This is a genomic window from Coriobacteriaceae bacterium (assembly GCA_025992705.1).
Taxonomy (GTDB): Bacteria; Actinomycetota; Coriobacteriia; order Coriobacteriales; family QAMH01; genus QAMH01.
On sequence record DAJPGJ010000001.1, the window covers coordinates 1,220,652 to 1,240,149 of the forward strand.

Annotated in this window: 15 protein-coding genes and 1 tRNA gene; 1 reads left to right on the forward strand and 15 read right to left on the reverse strand. The window is 60.1% G+C overall.

From position 1 onward, the window contains the following. Nucleotide 1 precedes the first annotated feature (1 nt). The 9 genes from OIM11_05560 to OIM11_05600 all read right to left on the reverse strand — a co-directional run bounded on the left by OIM11_05560 (nt 2) and on the right by OIM11_05600 (nt 12,000). The gene (locus OIM11_05560; protein ID HJJ00589.1) at nt 2-1,333 is read right to left on the reverse strand and encodes a helix-turn-helix domain-containing protein; all 1,332 of its coding nucleotides are present in this window, start codon (nt 1,331-1,333) and stop codon (nt 2-4) included. Continuing rightward, nucleotides 1,330-3,855, reverse strand: coding sequence for a DNA translocase FtsK 4TM domain-containing protein (locus tag OIM11_05565; protein ID HJJ00590.1), 2,526 nt, complete (start codon nt 3,853-3,855; stop codon nt 1,330-1,332). The genes OIM11_05560 and OIM11_05565 overlap by 4 nt, the downstream gene beginning before the upstream one ends. 38 nt (nt 3,856-3,893) lie before the next feature. Continuing rightward, the gene (locus OIM11_05570; protein HJJ00591.1) at nt 3,894-5,684 is read right to left on the reverse strand and encodes a ribonuclease J; all 1,791 of its coding nucleotides are present in this window, start codon (nt 5,682-5,684) and stop codon (nt 3,894-3,896) included. 55 nt (nt 5,685-5,739) lie between these two features. After that, entirely contained in the window at nt 5,740-6,633 is an 894-nt protein-coding gene (gene dapA, locus OIM11_05575) for a 4-hydroxy-tetrahydrodipicolinate synthase (GenBank protein HJJ00592.1), read from the reverse strand. A 69-nt stretch (nt 6,634-6,702) separates the two neighbouring features. Then, nucleotides 6,703-7,488 (reverse strand): 4-hydroxy-tetrahydrodipicolinate reductase, encoded by a 786-nt coding sequence (gene dapB / locus OIM11_05580; protein HJJ00593.1) that lies wholly within the window; start codon nt 7,486-7,488, stop codon nt 6,703-6,705. Next, nucleotides 7,485-8,738: an insulinase family protein gene (locus OIM11_05585; protein HJJ00594.1), complete on the reverse strand. Its 1,254-nt coding sequence runs from the start codon at nt 8,736-8,738 to the stop codon at nt 7,485-7,487. Before OIM11_05585 ends, dapB begins: the two co-directional genes overlap by 4 nt. Nucleotides 8,739-8,791: 53 nt before the next feature. Continuing rightward, on the reverse strand, nt 8,792-10,009 hold the full coding sequence (locus OIM11_05590; protein HJJ00595.1) for an HD domain-containing protein: 1,218 nt from the start codon (nt 10,007-10,009) through the stop codon (nt 8,792-8,794). Nucleotides 10,010-10,073: 64 nt separating this feature from the next. Further along, the gene (locus OIM11_05595) at nt 10,074-11,591 is read right to left on the reverse strand and encodes an IMP dehydrogenase (protein HJJ00596.1); all 1,518 of its coding nucleotides are present in this window, start codon (nt 11,589-11,591) and stop codon (nt 10,074-10,076) included. 333 nt (nt 11,592-11,924) lie between these two features. Beyond that, nucleotides 11,925-12,000 (reverse strand) — tRNA-Ala (locus tag OIM11_05600). 203 nt (nt 12,001-12,203) lie between these two features. On the opposite strand from OIM11_05600, the gene OIM11_05605 reads away from it, so the two are divergent. Then, nucleotides 12,204-13,007, forward strand: coding sequence for a TatD family hydrolase (locus tag OIM11_05605; protein ID HJJ00597.1), 804 nt, complete (start codon nt 12,204-12,206; stop codon nt 13,005-13,007). Here the strand turns inward: OIM11_05605 and gluQRS are convergent. From gluQRS to OIM11_05635, 6 genes are read right to left on the reverse strand one after another with little or no spacing between them, the layout of a single operon-like run. Then, a complete protein-coding gene (gluQRS, locus tag OIM11_05610) occupies nt 12,996-13,934 on the reverse strand; it encodes a tRNA glutamyl-Q(34) synthetase GluQRS (GenBank protein HJJ00598.1) in 939 nt (312 codons plus the stop codon). The two genes, OIM11_05605 and gluQRS, sit on opposite strands and share 12 nt — an antisense overlap. A 6-nt stretch (nt 13,935-13,940) precedes the next feature. Then, entirely contained in the window at nt 13,941-14,990 is a 1,050-nt protein-coding gene (locus OIM11_05615; protein HJJ00599.1) for a SurA N-terminal domain-containing protein, read from the reverse strand. Then, nucleotides 14,987-15,574: an indolepyruvate oxidoreductase subunit beta gene (locus tag OIM11_05620; protein HJJ00600.1), complete on the reverse strand. Its 588-nt coding sequence runs from the start codon at nt 15,572-15,574 to the stop codon at nt 14,987-14,989. The genes OIM11_05615 and OIM11_05620 overlap by 4 nt, the downstream gene beginning before the upstream one ends. A gap of 2 nt (nt 15,575-15,576) precedes the next feature. Continuing rightward, on the reverse strand, nt 15,577-17,346 hold the full coding sequence (locus OIM11_05625; protein ID HJJ00601.1) for a thiamine pyrophosphate-dependent enzyme: 1,770 nt from the start codon (nt 17,344-17,346) through the stop codon (nt 15,577-15,579). Between the two features lie 19 nt (nt 17,347-17,365). After that, nucleotides 17,366-19,000 (reverse strand): acyl--CoA ligase, encoded by a 1,635-nt coding sequence (locus OIM11_05630; protein ID HJJ00602.1) that lies wholly within the window; start codon nt 18,998-19,000, stop codon nt 17,366-17,368. Nucleotides 19,001-19,030: 30 nt separating this feature from the next. Beyond that, complete coding sequence (locus tag OIM11_05635) at nt 19,031-19,480, reverse strand: FHA domain-containing protein (GenBank protein HJJ00603.1); 450 nt, start codon at nt 19,478-19,480, stop codon at nt 19,031-19,033. Between the last annotated feature and the right edge of the window lie 18 nt (nt 19,481-19,498).

Consider the following 19,498-nt stretch of genomic DNA (forward strand, 5'->3'; position numbering starts at 1 on the left):
ATTACTTGGGAGCGGATTGGATGCTGATGTAGAGACTTCCTGACCCATCCTCGTTCTTGGCGATTTCGATGGGATTGTCGTTTTCGGTGATGGTAACCGCGGATGGATTGCTGAAAGTCGCACTAAACGATTCGGTCACGGGAAACTCGCGCGAGAACTGGCCGCCGACGGCCGTGCCCTTGTAGGCATTCGCGCCATCGTAAGTCACCTCGACGAGCGAGGTCTCGCCCTTGGCGACCTCGATCTTGATGATGACCGGATTGCCGTTTGCCGTCGTGATGGTCTTGTGTGCCGCGTTCTCGCCGTCCGTCGTCATCGTGTCGTTGGTGGCACCACCCTGCACGGGGATAATGCCGCTATTGCCGTGACCAGCCGTGCTGATGAGAACCGAAGCCGCAATGATGACGGCGATGACGATCGTGATGACCGCAATGGCAATGAGACGTGTGCGGCGCTCGCTGAATATCGAGGAGAGAAGACGACGCAGACGAGCGAAGATATTGCCATCGTCAGTCTGCGTAACGTCGTCTCGCTCAGACACCCTGTCTCGCGCGGTCGAGCGGCGGCGCGCGCTGCTGCGCACGGTCGACTCACCCGTATCGACGTCGATGCCAAAGAAGTTGGGGGTACGATTTTCGGTACTGCGCGAAAGATCCTCCGTAGGACGCGCGGTAAAGGTATCGACCGTCGAGGAACGACGCGTCGAAGCACCGCTGCGTCGCGAACTCCCCGAGCGTGAACGCGATGTGGAAGCAGGGCGCGTAGTGGGCTCGAAGCGTCCGGTATCTTCGCGGGTGGGATGAACGGACCTGAAGGACCCGGTCTGTCGTGTACCGACGACGCGTACGCTGCCGCTGCGGTAGCGTTCGTCATCTTTTGCAAGTGCCTCGTCCTTGAGATTGCGACTCAACTTGGAAGCGCTCTCGCCTTCCGCATCGCCACGTCTACGCTGAGTGCGCTGCGAGCGACCACTACGCGAGGACTCGCGACTTGTGGGGCGAGACTTATCACCGGCAATGCGCTCGCCGAAGCGACCGACCCCACGGCGCGTGTTGTTGGCGCTCTCGGCGATCTCGCGGTTCGCGCTGAAGGCCTCGTACTCGTTGTCAAAGGCCTCGACGATTGCCGCCGAGTCCAGGTCGAGATAGCGTGCGTACGAGCTGAGCATGCCGATGGCATGCCCACGTGGTGGATACTGGGAATAGTCACCAGCCTCGAGAGCCTCCAACATGCGCGCGCGAATATTGGTGTCACGCGCGGCCTGCTCAAGCGATATGCCAAGCTCGATACGGCGACTCATGAGAGCCGACCCGATGCGAGATTCGGATTTCACCTAGCTTCCTCCTGGTCTTGTTCATCAAAGGCACGCAGGGCCTCGAGATCTTCAACGCTATCGATAAGCACGTCGCGGGCACGAGATCCTTCCTGCGGCCCGACGACCCCCTTGCTTTCGAGCATGTCCATGATACGCCCCGCGCGTGCGTATCCGACCTTCAATCGACGCTGAAGCATGGAAGTGGAGCCTAGCCCGGCGGCAACGACAGCCTCGGCTGCCTCCCAGATGAGCGGATCGTCATCATCGCCAGCCGTCGAGGCAGAACCCGATGAGGAACCCGACCCCGTCGCGATCTGCTGCTGGAGAATCTCGCGATGGTATTCTGGCTCACCTTGCGATTTTAGATGCTCGACTGTCGAGGCGATTTCCTCCTCGCTCACGAAACAGCCCTGAATGCGCTTGGGTTTGCCCCACTCGGGCTTGGAAAAGAGCATGTCACCGTTGCCGACAAGCTTCTCGGCACCCGACTGGTCGAGGATAACGCGGGAGTCGATGTTGGTGGCTACAAGCAGCCCGATGCGATTGGTGATGTTGGCCTTGATCATGCCGGTGACGACATTGCTCGAGGGGCGCTGCGTGGCGATGATGAGATGGATGCCGGCCGCACGCGCGAGCTGGGCGATGCGCACGATGGAGTCTTCGACATCCTTGCCCGCGACCATCATGAGGTCGGAGAGCTCGTCAACGACGATGACGATGAATGGCATCTCATCGGGATGATCTCCGTTCTCGTCGGTAAGCTCGCCCTTTTGAATCATCTGGTTGTAGAAGCCGATGTTCTTGGCACCGACGCCTTCGAAGACCTTGAGTCTGCGCTCCATCTCGGCAACAGCCCACTTAAGGGCGCTCGCAGCCTCTTTGGGCTCGGTGACTGGCGGAACGAAGAGATGCGGGATGCCGTTGTAAAGCGACATTTCGACGCGCTTCGGGTCAATAAGAATCATGCGGACCTCGGCAGGCGTCGCACGCATGAGTATGGTCATGATCATGGCGTTGAGGCACACCGACTTGCCCGAACCCGTCGTGCCGGCGATGAGCAAATGCGGCATCTTGGCAAGGTCGACGCAGACTTTCTCGCCATCGACATCCTCCCCGATGGCAACCTGAAGTGGTCCTGCGCTACAGCTCGGCAAGATATCGCCAAGCAGCACGCTCGAGCGCACCTTGTTGGGAATCTCGACGCCCACGAGGGAAGTGCCGGGAATCTGCGCGATGCGCACGGCTGATGCCGCAAGCGCCAGCGCGATGTCATCGGAAAGGTTCGTGAGCTTCGCGAGGCGCACACCACTGGGCAGTTCCACCTTGAACATGGTGACGGTGGGACCGGCAAGCCAGCCGACGACCTTGGCCGGCAGGCTGAACTCCTCGAGCGTCTGCTGCAGAATATTGGCCGTCTGGCGCAACTCGCCCGTCATGTTGGAGCGCTTGGACTTGGTGACACCGAGTATGCGTGCATCGGGCAAGGTGAAGCCCTCGAGCGCCGAAGGCGTCGACCCATCGGGAATCACCTGCGTCTTCTTGCGGATGGGGACGGTCTCGGTCGAATCGGCGGCTTCCTGCTTTGCAGCCGAGAGATCCTTCTTCTTGCGCTTGCGTGGCTTGGCGTGCGAATGGTCGTCAAGCGTGACCGTCCGATCGGGATCATCATCGAAGACGACCGTTATGTCGGAATCCGCGCCATCAAAGGCAACCGTGGAGAGCGGGTCGGCGGAAATCTCATCGTACTCGTCAATGGGAGCGCCCTCTTCCCTGCCAAACTTTTCCTTGAAGCGCGCAAACGGCGACTTCTCCTCATCGGAGTAATCTTCGTCGTCAGCCTCGGCATCGGCGTACTGGGGCTGGCCAGCCGTGTAGATGGTGCGCTGGTAACGCGTCTGAGCGCGGTCTTCCTTCTTGCGCGAGAGGAAGTTCTTGAGTGCGAGGAAGGGGGCGGAGATGGAGACGCCCGCAATGACGAGGCCGGCGACGAAGATGCCCACGAGAATAATCGCGGTGATGACGCGCCCGAACAGGGTCATGAGCCCCCAGGAGATGCCGCTACCCACATAGCCGCCACCACCCACGAGCACTTCATCGGAAAAGAGGCTGTAAGGCAGCGCCTCGATGGTACCGGGAGCGAAAAGCGAAAAGAGCGCCATGAGCGCAATGAGCATGATGGCGAGACCGATGACAAGGCGCCCGACCTTGACCCCCTCGGTCTTGAAGAAAAAGGTCGCGCCCCAGAACACGAGCACGAAGGGCACGACATAGGCGCCCAGGCCAAGTGCATGCTTGAGACCATCGGAGATGACGACCGTGAGCATGGCATCGGCAGGCACGACGACGGCGACGAAGAGCGCGATGCCGATGACCGCCAGCGCGATGCCGATGAGATCCTCGCGCATCGAGCCGTCAACGAAGCTCTTGCGTGGAGTCTGCTCTTTAGTTGGAAGGCCCTGAGTCCTTCCGGCGCCTTTCTTTGCGGCGCTGGAAGATGACCTCGAGTTGCCCTGGTTCGATGCTGCGTTTCTCGAGCCCACTGCTACCTCCAGTTGCTACGTGCATAATTGTATCGCATCTAGATTTCGATGACGATTGGCATAATGATGGGCCTGCGATGCGCACGCTTCCACACGAAATTCGAAAGCGCATCGCGCTCCTGTTTCTTGATGCGGTTTATATCGGGCTTGTGGTTCTCGAGCGACTCGCGCACAGCCTTGGCAACGCATTCACGCGCCTCGACGATGAAGTCGTCGTTGTCGAAACCGGGAATGCCGCGCATGGTGATGACCGGATCGGCCGCAAGCTTGCCGCGCTTGAAATCAATGGCAACCGCCACGCTTGCCGCACCCTCGCCCGACATGGACTGACGATCGCGCAGGACGTTTGCGCCGATATCGCCCACCGAAGATCCGTCAACATAGACGATGCCGCTCTCGACGCCTTCGCCACGCTCGACCTTACCATTGGTCATCACGAGGGAATCGCCGTTTTCGAGAATGAAGATATTATCGGAGTCGACGCCGACGGCCTCGGCCAGACGCGCATGGGCACGCAAGTGAGAGGCCTCGCCATGGACCGGCAGGAAGTGCTTGGGATTGACGAGCGAGAGCACGAGCTTGAGCTCCTCGGCACCCGCGTGTCCCGAGACGTGCACGAGCGCACGGTTCTTGTCCCACACGTCGGCGCCAACCTTGGAGAGTTGATTGACGATACGCGTGACCGACTTCTCGTTACCGGGAACGGGCGTGGCCGAGATGATGACGGTATCACCACGCTCGATTTCGATGGTCTTGTGCTCCCCCACCGACATGCGCGCAAGTGCCGACAGCGGCTCGCCTTGGCTACCCGTGCAGAGCACGACGGTCTTTTCGGGCGGATAGTTTCCTACATCGTAGGCATCGATGATGAGATCATCGGGTACGTTGAGGTAACCGAGCTCGCGCGCAATGCGCGTGTTGGTGAGCATGGAGCGGCCCGTGACCGCAACCTTGCGGCCTGCCAGCTGCGCCGCGTCGCAAACTTGCTGGACGCGATGAATATGCGAGGAAAAGGCCGCGACGACGACACGTTGCTTGGCGGTGGCGATGACATTGCGCAGCGTCACCCCGACCTCGGCCTCGGACTTCGTGAACTGCCTGCTTGTCGCATTGGTCGAATCGCTCATGAGCAAGTCGACGCCCTGGGCGGCAAAACGCGCGAGCGCGGCGAAGTCGGTGAGCTCTCCGTCGATGGGCGTCTCGTCGAGCTTGAAATCACCCGTGTGCAAGACATTGCCGGCAGGCGTGTGCATGAAGACGCCCATGGCCCCCGGAATCGAGTGGTTGACCGTGAAGAACTCGAGCTCGAAGCAGCCGAGCTTGGTGCTGCTGCCTCGGTGTACCTCGACGAGCTTGGGCTGCTTGGAAAGACGGTGCTCCTCGAGCTTGCCCTCGATGAGTCCCAAGGTAAGCTTGGTGCCGAGTATGGGGATGGAACGGTCGAGGTCCTTGAGCAGGTACGGCAGCGCACCCGTGTGGTCCTCGTGTCCGTGCGTGATGACGATGCCGCGGAGGCGATCGGCATGCTCGAGTATGTAGGTGTAATCCGGAAGGATGAGGTCGACGCCCGTATGCTCGTCATCGGGAAACATGAGCCCGGCATCGATGAGAATGATATCGCCGCCGCACTCGAAGGCCGTCATGTTCTTGCCGATGGCGTCAAGACCGCCGAGCGGGATGATGCGCAGCGTATGCGTGGGCTTCTTTCCACGGCCCTGATTGCCCTTGCTGCGCCGACGCGGGCGCTTGCCCTTTGGCGTCGTTTTCGCAAGCGTCTTGACAGGTGCCTTCGCAAGCCCCTTGTCATTCGTATTCTTTTTTTCTGGCATGAGAGAAACTCCTCAGCCTGTGATCATGTACAGGTGTTCTTCGTTTGCTGGTTCTTTATTCTACGGGTGCACAGGCGCGCATGACCTCGGCGAGCTGAGCAGACTGCTCCGGCGTCGCCTCGATGAGCGGCAGGCGCAGGCCACCCACGGGAAAGCCCACGAGCTTGAGCGCCTCCTTCACCATGATGGGGTTCGAAGTGACGAAGAGCTCGTTCATGAGAGGCAGGAGTGCGGCATGGGCAGCGAGCGCCTCGTCATGCTTGCCGGCTGCCTCGAGCTCGACGATTTCCTTCATGCGTTTCGGTGCAACATTGGCGATGGTCGAAACCACGCCCACGCCGCCCAAGCCCATGATCTCAAGCGTGTCGGCGTCATCTCCGGAGTAAACGGAGAAGCCGGCCGGAGCACCCTTGGCTATGGCGGCAATCTGGTCCATCTTTCCACTCGCTTCCTTGATCGCGATGATGTTCTCGTGATCGTGCGCGAGTCGCAAGGTCGTCTCGGCTGTCATGTTGATGACCGAGCGACCGGGGATGTTATAGAGCATGATGGGGAGTTCCACCGCATCGGCGATGGCGCTGTAATGCTGGTAGATGCCCTCTTGCGGGGGTTTGTTGTAGTACGGCACGACGCAAAGATAGCCATCGAAGCCCATCGGCTCGACCTTGCGTGCGAAATCGACGGTGTCCTGCGTGCAGTTGTCACCCACGTAGGCAATCGTCTTGCAACGGCCGTCGACGGCCTCGAGCACGGCCTCGAAGAGACGGATCTTGTCATCGTAGAACACGGTCGGGCACTCGCCGGTTGTGGGGCAAACGGCGATCGTGTCGATGCCAGCCTCGATAAAGCGTTCGGCAAGCTCCTGCGCGCGCGTAAGGTCAAGGTCAAGATTCTCGTCAAAGGGGGTCACACTTGCGACAATCGTGCGTCCGAAAAACGGCTCCGTCATGCTCGACTCCTCATCTTTACAGTGCGTTTGAACAAAGCGTTGTGCGAATTATACAGGCAAGCGCACGGGTTAATCCATGAGCTTTTCGAGTCCGACCGTCACGCCCTGCATATCGACGACGGCACGCGTTGCCATGAGTATGCCCGGCATGTAGGATGCGCGGTCGATCGAGTCATGGCGTATGGTGAGCGTCTGGCCCATGCTGCCAAAGATGACCTCCTGGTGCGCGACGTAGCCCGCCGTACGCACCGCATGCACCGGCACGCCATCGACGAGGGCACCACGAGCGCCCTCGAAGCCGTCGAGCTCCGTCTCCTTGCCGGGCGCGTCGCTCGCGCCGTCGCGTGCCTCGGCGATGAGCCGCGCCGTGCGGATGGCAGTACCCGAAGGGGCATCCTTCTTGCCGTCATGATGAAACTCGATGACCTCGATATCGGGGAAATACTTGGCCGCCTGTTGGGCAAAGAGCATCATGAGCACGGCACCGGTCGTGAAGTTTGGTGCGTGGAAGAGCGCGGCATCTCCCGTGGCGGACTCGTCGTATATCTCCTGGAGACGCTCCTCGGAAAGGCCCGTCGTGCCAAGCACGCAGTTGACACCCATGCTAAGCGCGCAGCGCACGTTTGCCTCGGCAACATCGGGGCGCGTGAAGTCGATGACGACATCAGGCCGCGTTACCTCGATGGCCTCCTTGAGCGTGAGGAACACGGGGGCATTATCCGTGCCGACCGTGGTATCGTCGCTTGCGCTCGGATCGACGCCGGCGACGAGCCTCATGTCGTCCGCGCTATCGACGGCCTTGCAGATCTCCGTACCCATACGGCCGAGCGCACCGCTTACCAGCACCTGAATCATTTGAGCATCCTTTCGATCTTCTCTTGCTTGTAGGGACTCACGACTGCGAGCGTCATCTCCTGCGTGAATAGCTCGCGTGCCGCCTCGTTTACTTCTTCGAGCGTCACCGCACGGTATTTTTCGATGATCTCGTCAATGGAATCGATGGGCAGATCGAGCACGGCCAGGCGGCCCAAGCGCGACATGCGCGTACGCGTTGACTCGGTGCCAAGCACGAAACTGCCGGCGGCAAGCTCCTTGGCACGGGCAAGCTCGTCGGATGTCAGGCCGTCTTGGGCTGCCAGCGCGAATTGCTCCGTTGCCACCTTGACGACCTCGGCGATGTTCTCCGGACGCGTGCCCGCGTACATCTCGAAGATGCCGGCTCCTTCGTAGAGCTGCGATGATGCGTACACGGAATAGACGAGACCGCGCTTCTCGCGTATTTCCTGAAAGAGACGCGAGCTCATGCCCCCGCCGATAATGATGTCGAGCAGCGAGTAGGCAAAGCGACGCGGGTCATCGTTGACGATGGCGGGTGCGCCAAGCACGATGTTGGCCTGTTCGGAGTCCTTCTTGACGCAGGAAAGCATGACGCGTTCACGGGTATCGACGGGACCACGCTCAAGCCAGGGACCAACCGGAAGGCCCGAAAGGTAACGCACGGCAAGATCGACGATGGCCGCATGATCAACGCTTCCGCAGGCGACAACCGTGACGTTGCCCGTGGTGTAGTGCGCGTCATGATAACGATGCATCTCGTCGGTATCGAAGGAGGAGACGGTATCGGGCGTGCCGAGCACGGGGCGTCCGAGCGCGTCATGTGGATACATCGCCTCGGAGAACAGGTCATAGACGTAATCCTCGGGCGTATCTTGACTACGGGCAATCTCCTCGAGCACGACCTGACGCTCCGGGACTATGTCCTTGTGGGCAAAGGTCGAATTGACGAGCATGTCCGCGAGAATCTCGAAACCGAGTTTGAGACGCTCGTCAATGAGACGCGCGTAAAAGCACGTGAATTCGCGGGAAGTGAAGGCATTGAACTCCGCGCCCAATGCATCAAATGCGGTGGAGATATCGAGCGCGCTGCGTGTCGTGGTGCCCTTGAACAGCATGTGCTCCATAAAATGGGACATACCACCTTCGACAGGGACTTCATCACGCGAACCCACGCGCACCCAGAAGCCGAGAGCAACGGAGCGTACGCCCTCCATGTGCTCGGTGATGACCGTTATGCCGTTGTCGAGTACGGTTTTCTCGTAAAACATGAACTTCTCCGGTTGAGCATACGAATCTTTATTGTAGCCCAAGCCATCAGGGTCTAAAAATAATTCTTGTAGTGCACTTCCTCGTTGAGTGGATCATTGGGGAAAAGGAATGCGTAAAGGTCAATGAAATAGTCGTCTGTCATCGAGGCGATGAAGTCAACCGCGATGTCCTCGGGACGGTGATCCAACTCGAATGTATAGGGGTAGCGCAACATGGGCTGGTCGAGATAGTGCCTGAATATGGGCGACTCCTCACGCCCCATGCGGATATCGTCGACGAAGGTCATGAACATGCGCTCCATCATCGGCTGGACGAAGGTGATGCGCCCGGAGACCTCGTCGCTCTTATAGATTTTCTCGTAATTTTCCTTGCGCATCGCGTCAATCGCGGCAAAGACCTCCTCGTCCATGGCCAGGTAGTCATGGCCGAGCGAGTTCTTGATGATGTTACGCGTGATGTTCTGGATGATCTGGTGATTGAGCTTCCCGACAAGTGGGCTCTCGTCGTAATCGGACGTATCGAGCAGCTTGATACGTGCCGCGTCTTGGCGGTCCTTGCCGAGATAGGCGATGATGTCACTGATGCGCACGACGCAACCTTCGAGCGTGGAGGGGCGCAAGTCGCGGATGTTGCTCTGGTCGATGTAACAGGACTCGATGAGATCGTTGAGTGCATCGAAATCCGGACATGGTGCGGGCCGGTATTCGAGGAAGGTCTTCTCTCCGCAGTGCGTGAGGATGCCGTTGTACGTCTGCAGGCACAAGTTGGTACGTGCGATGGTCTTGAGCAGGCGCACGCTATGCACGTTATGGTTGAAATAACGCCCCGTGCTGGCGTGATAGAGGTCCGAGAGGTAGTCCTCGCCCTGATGGCCAAACGGCGTATGCCCGAGGTCATGACCCACGGCGATGGCCTCTATGAGATCGAGATTGAGCCCGAGCGCCATGCCGATGGTACGGCCGACGCGGCTAACCACCTGCAAGTGGAAGGAGCGTCGCGTGATATCGTCGTTACGCACGAGCGAAAAGACCTGCGTTTTATCTGCGCAACGCGAATAGAACGGGTTGTGAACGATCTTCTCGACGTCTACCACGAAGCACGGGCGCCCAAGATAGACGTCAGGATCTTGATAACGTTGGTTGAACTCGCGTATGCCCTCGTCGTCACGGCACGCATACGGCGAGAGCATGGCCTGAACTGCGGCGTGACGCGCACGCAGCTCTGCCTTCTCGTCCTCGGTAAATTCAAATAGCCTGGTATCGAATTCCACGGTGCTTCCTTGCTCGTGCCATCATCACGCACGTAGCTTAGCGCGTGAGTGTGACATGCGTTTCCTAGCGGAAGCTTGCGGACTGCGCCGACGCCGAATCCTTGAGCAGCACGTCATGCGCACCGCCCTCGACGATCGAGACGCTCGACACACGCGTGATCTTGGCCTTCTCACGCAGCTCGGCGAGATCGAGCGCACCGACGTTGCACATGGTGTGCTTGACCTTGGAAAGCGAAAGAGTCACGTTGTCATGTAGGGAGCCGGCGTAGGGCACGTAGCTGTCGACGCCCTCCTCGAAGGCGAGCTTACCGCCCTCACCATCGTCGTAGCGCTGCCAGTTGCGGGCACGAGCCGATCCCTCGCCCCAATATTCCTTCATGTAGTTGCCGTTGACGCTCACGCGCTTGGTGGGACTCTCGTCGAAGCGGGCGAAATAACGGCCAAGCATCATGAAATCGGAGCCCATCGCAAGGGCCAGGGTCATATGGTAGTCCTGTACGATGCCGCCATCCGAGCAGATGGGGATGTAGATGCCCGTCTCGGCGAAGTACTGGTCACGTGCCTTGGCGACCTCGATGACAGCCGTAGCCTGACCACGACCGATACCCTTCTGCTCACGGGTGATGCAGATGGAGCCACCGCCGATGCCGATCTTGATGAAGTCGGCACCCGCCTCGGCCAGAAAGCGGAAGCCCTCGGCGTCGACGACGTTACCGGCACCGACCTTGACCTCGTCGCCGTACTGCTTGCGCACCCACTCGAGCGTGAAGCGCTGCCAATCCGAATAGCCCTCGGAGGAGTCGATGCACAGAACATCGGCACCTGCGTCGAGAAGCAGCGGCACACGCGTCTCGTAATCGCGGCTGTTGATGCCAGCACCCACGACGTAGCGCTTCTGGCTGTCGAGAAGCTCGAGCGGATTTGCCTTGTGCGAGTCATAGTCCTTGCGAAAGACGAGCGAGGCAAGGTGTCCGTCCTTGGTGACGATGGGAAGCGTGTTGAGCTTGTGATCCCAGATGATGTCGTTGGCCTGGGAGAGCGTGATGCCGTCCTCCCCCGTCACGAGGCGGTCGCGTGGCGTCATGAAGTCGACGACCTTGGTGGACGGATCCATGCGGCTCGGGCGATAGTCGCGGCTCGTCACGATACCGAGCAGCTTGCCCGTGGAGGAGCCATCCTCGGTAACGGGCATGGTGGAGTGACCCGTCTTGCGTTTGAGCTCAACGACGTCCTTCATGGTCATGTCAGGCGTGACGTTCGTATCGCTCGGCACGAAACCGGCCTTGTAGGACTTGACCTCACGGATCATATCGGCCTCGGACTCGGCTGATTGCGAGCCGTAGATGAACGAACAGCCGCCCTCGCGGGCAAGTGCCTCGGCCATGCGCGGGCCGGAGACGGACTGCATGATGGCCGAGACCATCGGGATGTTGAGGGAAAGCGGGCACTCCTCGCCGCGTTTGTACTTGACAAGCGGCGTGCGCAGGCTGACGTCTGACGGAATGTTCTTCGCCGTCGTGTATCCGGGAACCAGCAGATACTCGCTGAAGGTATGAGATGGTTCATCGTAGTAAAACGCCATGCCTGGGGCCTCCTCTATCTCTCAATGGTTTCAGAGAAGTGTACTACACGAGCACCGAACGCGGCACCGCGATTTCCTGTGGTCGTGCAACGGAATCGTCACGAGGATGTGTGCGCAGGCAAGCTGCCGATTCAATGTAAGGCAATGGGCCGCGGGAAAGGCGCTTTGGCTCGACGGTCGCTTCCCGACAGCCCGCTTCGCGGTCTTTACGGCGCGCTCCCTTGGACCTCGCCTTCGCACCATTCCCGCGGCCCATTGCCTAGACCTTTACTCGAAGGCTTGTCAGCGTACAAATGGGCAAAGAAAAAGGGGCCGAACGGCCCCTGATAATTTTGGTGGAGATAAGGGGGTTCGAACCCCTGACCTCATGACTGCCAGTCATGCGCTCTCCCAGCTGAGCTATATCCCCGTGGGTCTTTGAAAAGACGCGAGGGCAATTATACCAATACGCTTTGTTGACGCAAGGGGGTAATTTGGTTGTTATGGCGCTCAGCTCTTCTTTTCCTGAGCTTTCCTTTTTTTCCTATTCGTCAGTACGCAGGGACGATATTGCAACTAAATTCACCTTTTCAAGCATTGCGGCAACACAGGCAAACTGCGGAACGGAGCAGCATGCCAGCGCGTATAATCCAGGGCGAGAACGGAGGCCTCATGACCCACCTCGTCGACATGCACATGCACGCGGGCTTCGCAGATGACCCTGCAACGTTCGCGCATGCGCTCGCCGATGCGGGCATCGCGTCCTTCGCCAACACCGTCACGCCTGGCGAATATGCACGCCTCTCCCCCATGCTCGCCAGCATCCCTACCATGCGCTTGGGGCTTGGCTTGCATCCCTGGTGGGTCGACACGCCCGAACTCGGCACGCTCGATGATGCGCTCGACGCCTTCGCCACTCAGCTCGCTGGCACGCGCTTCGTGGGCGAGGTCGGCCTCGACTTTTGGCCCACGCGCGTCTCGACAAAGGATGCCCAAATGAGGGCTTTTACGCGTATTGCAGCCCTCTGTGCTGCAAAAGGCGACGTGCTCATCTCGATGCACTCGGTGAAGGCAGAACGCGAACTGCTCGATGTGCTCGAAGATTCGGGGTGCCTCGGGCGCTGCACGTGCATCCTACATTCGTATGGAGGTCCCTCCGATCAGCTCGCGCGCGCAATCGAAGATGGTTGCCTGTTTTCCGTGGGAACGCGCATGCTGTCGACCAAGCGTGGACGTGAGTACGCTCGCATCATCCCCGAAGCACGACTGCTCGTCGAAAGCGACCTGCCCGCCGTAGCAGACGAGCCCACGAGCGTGCACGACGTGATACACAGCCTTGAATCAGTCCTCGACGGGCTCGCTCGCATACGCGATATCGACCTCGCGTGCCTGCGCGAGGGCATCGACATGCGTAGCCGGAGTCTCCTAGGCCTCTAGACATCCTAAATCGACCGTTATGTCCCGCGTCGGGACTTTGCGCATGTCGAAGACGTCTAGCAGCTCGGCCGCGCTCATGCACTCCCCCGCCTCGACCTGCCCCGCAAGGTGCGCCAGGTACCCGACGATGGCTTGAGGGGCGGTGCCGCGCTCGCGCATGCCCGCGATGGTGGTGTCACCATCGCGCTTGGAGAGGCGTCTGCCATCGGGTGCAAGCAGCAACGGATGGTGGGCAAAGCTCGGAACGGGCGCGTCAAGTAGCTCGTAGAGCAGAATCTGGCGTGGGGTTGAGGAAAGCAGGTCGCTTCCCCGCACGACCTGCGTCACGCCCTGGGCGATATCATCGACGACGCAGACAAGCTGGTATGCGAAGACGCCATCGCTGCGACGTACGACAAAATCCCCGCACTCGCTCGCAAGGTCCTGCTCATAAGAACCCTGGATTTCATCGACGAAGGAGATCGTCTCGTCGGGCACATGCAGGCGCAGCGCGTGACGCTGCGTTGCCGCACGCGCGTCGCGCTCAGCCGCGTCCAGACGGTAACAGGTACCCGCATACAACGGCGTGCCATCCGAGGCATGCGGGGCCGAGGCAGCATGCAAATCGGCACGCGAGCAAAAGCAGGGATAGAGCTCCACCTTCTCACCGACGCGCTCAAGGGCTTCCTCGTATGCATGCAGACGCCCGGTCTGCACGAGAGGATCATCATCCCAATCGATACCAAGCCAACGCAGGTCATCGAGAACGCCTTGCGCAAGAGCGGGGTTCTGGCAGCGCTCGTCGAGATTCTCGAGGCGCACGACGAAACCTCCCCCTGCCGAACGTGCGAAAACCCAGGCAAGCAGCGCCGAGAAGGCATTTCCCAGATGCATTTCGCCGCTGGGGCTTGGCGCAATGCGCCCGATGATCCGAGTGCCGTCGCTCATGCCGGCCTACTCGAGATACGTCGAGCTCACGTTATAGGGAAGCCCCGCGGGCATGGGCTCGATCGTGATATCCGACTCGGAGGCAAGTTTCTGGAGCCACTCATTGAAGAGCTGATCGGCTTTGATCTCGGTGGCATCGGCAACGATTTGCTCGTATATATCGGGAGGAATGGTTCTGATCACGACGGATTCACCGCCAGCACCCACGTTGAAAGCCGCATCGCAGAAGATGAGCGTCCAATTACCGTCGACCATGATGGGCTCGGATACGGTATCGACATCGAGTGCACCGACGGCCTGAATGTATTCGATGCTCATGGCATCGCGCGTGGATGGCAGCGAGTTCCAGCCTGCATGGACGGCGTTGCCGAGACGCTCGAACTCCCCGAGCGTGACACGCTCGCCCGATGCGGCAATGCGGTCACGTGCGGCCTGCGCCTCCTGTTGGGAGGCGAATTGGATGTAATAGGAATCCTTGCCGTTGTACATGGAAGCGGACTCGTTTGCCTGAGCCTGGATTTCTGCCTCGGTGGGCGTGACGGCATCGATGACCATGCTACGCAGTTGCTCCTCGAGCAGGCGGTTGAGTTCGTTTTCGCGCCATGATTCCTCGTCATACCCGTAGGAGGCAAGCACGCTGTCCCAGGAGTTCGCGCCATAGCGCTGCTCGTAATAGGATTTCTCCTGCTTGATAACCTCGTCGAGCTCCGTGTCGCCAACCTGGATGCCGAGCTTGGCACATTCTTGGCGAATGAGCTCCTGCGGGATGAAAACCGTGTTGAGCACATACGTGCGCAAGGTCTCCGAGGTGTAGCCGTTCGACTTGAGAAACTCAGCCCAACCCGAGTCGGTCTCGTACTGCGCGTTCTTGCTGCGAAAACCCTCGATGAACTCCGTGACCTTATCCTCGGGAATGGCGACGCCATTGACATGCGCGGCGATTTGAGGCGGTTGCTTCATGCCAAAACAACCCGTCAACGTGAAAAGCGGGCAGAGCGCGAGCGCAAGCGCGACGAGTGCCAAGATCGAGCGTGATATGGAACGGACTAGCGTCACGCGACAGTCTCGCGACCCGCATCGAAGGCGGCGAGGTTGGCATCCACGGTTTTGGGTGGCACGCGCTTTGCGATGACTTCGCGCCAGGTCTGCGCCTCGAAGGGCAATGCGGTCGAAAGCGCGCCCATGAGCACGACGTTCGTCGACTTGGGGCTACCAGCCTCACGCGCAATGCCGCTCGCGTCAATGCGTACGGCGTCGAGCGCATCGAGCTCCGCATCGATGTCTGCGGGCATCTTTCCGCTGCCGATCGCAACGCTCACGGGCGTGATGACCTCATCGTTGACAAAGAGCTTCCCGCCATCGACGGCAAGGAACTGACGAGCGCGTAGGGCCTCGATTGCCTCGAAGCTCACCACGACATCCGCGCAACCCGGATCGCAGATCATCGAAGCAACGTCGCTACCGAAGCGCACGACCGTGGAAACCGATCCGCCGCGTTGGCTCATACCGTGAATCTCGGAAATCTTGACATCGTAGCCACTGGCAGCGGCGGTCTTTGCAAGCAAGTCGCCTGCGAGGATGGTTCCCTGACCGCCAACGCCCACGAGCAGGACGGTTGTCGTATCCGTCGCCTGTGCCATGATTACTCCCCCTCCTTGCTGATGCAGCCAAACGGGCATACCTGAACGCACTGCGAGCAGCCAATGCATTGGGTGGGATCGATGACCGCGCGGCCCTCGGCGTCCTTGCCAATAGCCGGACAACCGATGCGTACGCACTTGCCACAAGCGCGGCACTCGTTCACGACGGCGACCGCATCGCGCGAGCGATCGATGAGACGGCAGGGGCTGTGGAAGACGAGCACCGTGAGGTTATCCGTACCCGTAGCCTGCTTGAGCGCGGCCTTGACCGCCTCGTAATCCTGGGCATCGACGCTACGGACGTCATCGACGCCGAGTGCACGACACAACGCCTCGATATCGAGTCGCTTGCCTTTTTCGACGGCGAGGGGATTCACGCCCCGCACCTGCTCATGCAAGGTGATCCCGTTGCAGGGATTGCCCTGGCAGCCGGTCATGGCGGTGGTGCGATTATCGAGTATGCACAGCGTGCCCACCCCGGCGTTGTAGACGGTACCGAGCAGGCTCGTGATGCCCGAATGCGCGAAGGTGCTGTCCCCGATGACGCCAACGACGGGGCGCTTGGTGCGTTCCGTGACATCGGCAAGCTCGAGACCGTGGGCGACGGAGAGCGAAGCGCCCATATCGATGGTCGAATGCACGGCACTCAGCGGCGGTGTCGCACCAAGCGTGTAGCAACCGATATCGCCGCTCACAACGGCCTTCATGTCACGCAGCACCGTGAAGACGAGGCGATGCGGACATCCGGCGCAAAGCGAGGGAGACCTTGGCGGCAAGTCCTCGCAGGGCGGATAGACCTCGGGAAGCCCGGCACCGAAGGCCTGCTTGATAAGGGCGGGCGTGAGCTCGCCTGCTTCGGGTAGCGGAGATACCGGTGGTTGCTCGGTGGTGATACCGAGGGCATGGACATGCTCGGCGAAGTAGTCACACGCCTCCTCGACGACGTAGAGATGATCGACGGCATCGGCGAATTCCCGGAGCTTGGCAGGTGGCAGCGGCCAGGAGAGGCCGAGCTTCAAGGTGCTTGCCTGCGGCAATGCCTCGCGCACGTGCTGATAGACCGCGCCGCTCGCGATGATGCCGATGGACGTGTCGCGCAGTTCGATGCGGTTGAGGTCACTTGTGTCGGCAAGCTCCACGAGCTTGCGCGTGCGCTCGATGACGGCCTGCCTGCGACCACGCGCATACATGGGCATCATGACGTACTTGGAAGGATCGGGCGTAAACTCGCGCAGCTCAACGTCAGCACGCTCGTCAGAGCAGGAAACGAGCGACTTGGTATGCGCGATGCGCATCGACTCGCGAATCATGACCGGTGTGTCGAATTCCTCGGAAATCTCGAAGGCGCGTTGGATGAACTCATACGCCTCGGCACTATCGGCCGGCTCGAGCATCGGCACGCGGGCAAAGGCGGCGTAATTGCGCGAGTCCTGCTCGTTTTGCGAGGAGAACATCGAGGGGTCGTCTGCGGCCAAGATGACGAGCCCGGCGTTGACACCAGTATTGCATGCGCTCAAAAGCGGATCTGCCGCGACGTTGACGCCAACATGCTTCATGGTCGCGAGACTTCGTGCCCCGCCCATGGCAGAACCAAGCGCGACCTCGAGGGCGACCTTTTCGTTGGGTGACCACTCGCAGTACACGTCATCGTAGGTAGAGAGGTTCTCGAGCGTCTCGGTCGAGGGAGTCCCCGGATAGCCGACGCCCACGCGTACGCCCGCTTCCCAGGCACCTTGGGCGATGGCCTCGTTTCCCGATAGGAGCTTCTGCATTATGTGTCCTTTCGAATGTCTAGCCCTCGTTCTCGAGCTCGACGATATTGGCAGCGCCGTAAATCTGGCGCAGCTTGGGTTTCTCGATCTTGCCCGTCGCGTTACGCGGGACATCAGCGTAGATGTACTTGCGCGGACGCTTGTAGCGCGGCAAGGCCTGGCAATACTCCTCGAGCTCGCCCTCATGTAGCTCGACATCGGGTTTGAGCTCGACCACGGCAGCGGCGATCTCGCCGAGGCGCTCATCGGGCAAGCCGATGACGGCAACGTCCTTCACGGCCGGATGCGCTGCAAGATGATCCTCGATCTGCACGGGATAGATGTTCTCGCCACCGCTGATGACAACGTCCTTCTTGCGATCGACGAGCCAGATGAAGCCATCCTCGTCCTTGCGCGCCATATCGCCCGTGAGCAGCCAGCCGTTCTTGATGGATTCGTTGGATGCGTCGGGGTTGTTGTAGTAGCAGACCATGACACCCGGTCCCTTGACCCACAGCTCTCCGACTTCGCCATCGGGGACCTCGTTGCCCTCGTTATCGCAGATTTTGACAACCCAACGATACCCCGGCACGCCGATGGCACCGACGTGATCGATGTTCTCGACGCCAAGATGCACGCAGCCCGGACCGGTTGACTCCGACAAGCCGTAGTTGGTGTCGTACTGATGCGCGGGAAAGATCTCCTTCCAGCGCTTGATGAGGCTTTGCGGAACGGGCTGGGCGCCGATGTGCATGAGGCGCCACTGATCGAGCACGTAGGCCGTAGGATCGATCTTGCCCTCCTCGATGGCAAGCAAGATGTCCTGCACCCAGGGAACAAGCAGCCAGACGATGGTGCAATGTTCATTGGAGACCGCATCGAAGATGCTCTGCGGCGTAACGCCACGCAGGAGCACGGCCTTGGACCCGGAAATGAGGCTGCCGAACCAGTGCATCTTCGCACCCGTGTGATAGAGCGGTGGGATGCAAAGGAACGTGTCATCGTGTGTCTGGCCATGATGGTGCTGCTCCATCTCCGCTGCCTGGGTGAGACTGCGATGATGATGGAGGATGGCCTTGGGAAAACCCGTCGTGCCGCTCGAGAAGTAGATGGCGGCGTCCTCGTCCTCGTTGAGAGGGATGGCCGGATCGGTGCTCGGGTAGTTGGCCGTGAGCTCACGATAGTTCTCGGCAAAGGTCGGGCAGTCCTCCCCCACGTAGAAGAGCAACCTGCCGTGGGCGATCTCGGAGGCGATCTCCTCGACGCGTCCGGTGAATTGGGGACCGAAGACGAGTATGTCGACGTCTGCCTGCTTGATGCAGTAGGCGATTTCCTCGGCGGTATAGCGGAAGTTGAGCGGAACGGCAGTGGCACCGCTCTTGAGTATGCCAAAGTAGATGGGCAGCCATTCAAGGCAGTTCATGAGCAGGATGGCAACCTTGTCGCCCTTCTTCACGCCACGCGAGAGAAGCAGGTTGGCGAAACGGTTTGCCTTCTCGTCGAACACGCTCCAGGTAATCTCGCGCCTATAGGGCTCCGGATCGGTGCTCTCGATGAGGTCGTAGTCGCGCCAGGTGACGTGCTTGCGTTCGAGAACCTCGGGGTTAATCTCGACAAGGGCAATCTCGTTGCCATACGCGGCAGCGTTATGGCGCAGGTAATCGGTGATGGGCACGGTAACCTCTATTCCCGCTCGATTATGGGCTTACTTGACGCGCTTGAAGACCATGTCGAAGGTGCCGATCTGGACATGCGTGCCCGGCACGAGCTCCGCCTCGTCCACGATCTTGCCATCGACCCAGGTACCGTTAGTCGAATCGGCGTCCATGATCTTAGCGTGTGCGCCATCGATGACGATGGTCGAGTTGTGACGCGAAACCGTCATGTTGCTGAGAAAAATGTCGCACTTAGGGTCGCGTCCGACGGTGAAGGTGCCATCACCAAGCGCGAAGCTCTCCCCCGCATAGGGGCCGGAAAGCACCTCGAGCTCGGGTGTGGAGCTCTCGAGCTCGTATGCTTGCTCGTCGACCTGCGTCACGACGGGGTTGAAGGTTTGCGTTGCCCCGACGAACTTGAAGCCGCAGCGTGGGCATGAGGTTTGCGAACCATCGACGGGCTCATTGCAGATGGGGCAGACAAAACTGGAAGCAGGCACGATACATCCTTTCAAATG